Genomic DNA, 2,035 nt, shown 5'->3' on the forward strand with positions numbered 1-2,035 from the left:
GTGCTACAAATAAATATTTATTATGTCTCCACTTAAGGACACCAACCACATAAAACACAAACTATAGTCTTTAAATTAATCGAAGTAGATCTGAAGTAGAGAAAGATCCAAGAAGATTACAAGCTACGATTTACTTTCTTGCGATTCAGATGGTGCAGGTATCCTCAAAAGGAACACCACGAAATCCAGTAGTGCGTGCATACTATGAGAAACGTAAGGCAAAGGGAAAAACCAGTCAGCAAGCACTGATTTGTATTTCCAGACGATTAATCAGTATTATTTATGGAATGTTGAAAAGCGGTACGGAGTATCGTATGCTAGTCATGGAAAATACTGGCGAAACTGTATAGTGAAAATGGCAAATATGTGATAAAATTTTAAGCAGATGTAAAGGTCGGTTTTGGAGAGTTTACTCTTTTTTCGATAGTGGATCATCGGCTTGGATTATTATAAGGGTAAAGAGTTTATGTCAAGAGTGGTACTGATTCCAATTATATTCTGTTTAATAAGACACACAAGGATTCTTTACCTCGACCAAAAGGAACAGGACCAAATGGAGGTAGGTGGCAGGATTCTCGGATGTGGTAATAAATGATGTAATGGAACAACAATATAGAATGTTAGATAAACTTGATGTTAAGTATGAAAGGATAAAATATTAATGAGTATATTAAGTAAATTGAGTAGGTCATTCAAAATTGCTGTAAGTGATGCAAAATCAAGAGATACCGAAATTGATGAATTAATTCATTACTCAAAAATTGATGTTCCTCTTGAATTTATAGAGATTATTAAAGAGAAAACAGAACTTGAGATAATGGTCAAAAATAAAAAGTATATACGAATATGGGGGGCAAGTGGATGTATAGAAATGAATTCTGCATATAATATTCAAAAGTATATACCAGATTCTTTGGCAATAGGTGATGATGAATGCAGTAATGCAGTGCTTTACGCAAATGGTACCAATGGCTTTGGAGTGTATATGGTTTCATTTGATGATTTAGATGCTAATGAAATGGTTTATATTGCTGATTCGTTGGAATCATTTTTCGTGAAAGAAGAGGGAATAGATATTTTTAATAATGTATGGTAAAAGGAAATTTATTTAGTCATGTCTCGACTTAAAGATAATAAAAATAAAAACAAAATATTGTTTCTTTAAAAATGCAGAACGCATTTTTTTCATTGAACTTAGTGCTGTGGAGACAATGCGTTTTTTACGATAATTTTCAAATTTTTCCCAGACTGCTGATATCAGTTTGCTATATAAAAAGATAATAAAGGACATTATTATTTTAAATCAAAGTATACATGGAAATGAAAGATGAAAAGTTTGAAACAAATAGATAGTAGAAAACAAAGAAATTTCGGAGAAAAGTTTTGGTTTCAGACCGAAAAAAGGGGCACACGATGCCCTTAGACAGTGTCAACAGAATGTGAACGATGGCTATGTATATGTGGTGGATATGGACTTGGAAAAGTTTTTCGACACAGTAAGTCAGAGTAAGCTTATTGAGGTATTGTCCGTACCATCAAAGACGGTAGAGTGATTCAAAGTTCGCTGATACACAAATATCTGAATGCGGGAGTTGTCAGGAGAGACAGTAATATCATATGTCTACAGCTATGATGCGGCAGGAAGACTTGTAAAAGAAGAGAGCCAGACAGAAGGAATAACATACACATACGAATATGACAGCCTTGACAGGGTAACTCTGAGACATCAGACTGGAGCTGATGGAGTAAAAGATGAGAGATACAGCTATGATGCTGCCGGCAACATAACACAGAGAAGCAGTGACACAGGCACAGTCACAATGGAATACAGCACCGGCAACTGCATAACATCATACAACGGAACAGATACAGTAACAGATGCCGATGGCAACCTTGTACAGGCATACACTGAAAGCGGCAAAAAAGAATATGTCTACGACAGCCGAAACAGACTTGTAAAAACATCATCATCGCAGTACACTTATGATGATGAGAACTACAGGATAAAAAGCGGTACAGAAGAATACTGTTATGA

Annotated in this window: 1 protein-coding gene and 2 pseudogenes; all 3 read left to right on the forward strand. The window is 35.2% G+C overall.

What is annotated here, in order from left to right:
• The first annotated feature begins 661 nt into the window (after positions 1–661).
• Positions 662–1,096, forward strand: a complete 435-nt coding sequence (locus KQI85_RS16245; RefSeq protein ID WP_216577065.1) for an SMI1/KNR4 family protein — start codon at positions 662–664, stop codon at positions 1,094–1,096.
• A 265-nt stretch (positions 1,097–1,361) separates the two neighbouring features.
• Positions 1,362–1,597, forward strand: a pseudogene (locus tag KQI85_RS16250) (reverse transcriptase domain-containing protein); the annotation flags it as partial.
• Positions 1,584–2,035, forward strand: a pseudogene (locus KQI85_RS16255) (hypothetical protein); the annotation flags it as partial. The pseudogenes KQI85_RS16250 and KQI85_RS16255, both read left to right, overlap by 14 nt.

The sequence above is a fragment of the Falcatimonas sp. MSJ-15 genome (genome assembly GCF_018918265.1).
In the GTDB taxonomy this organism is placed as follows: domain Bacteria; phylum Bacillota; class Clostridia; order Lachnospirales; family Lachnospiraceae; genus Falcatimonas.

Bases quoted from the DNA above. Each gene is read 5' to 3' on its own strand.
- KQI85_RS16245 (WP_216577065.1), top strand. From the start codon at position 662: ATGAGTATATTAAGTAAATTGAGTAGGTCATTCAAAATTGCTGTAAGT.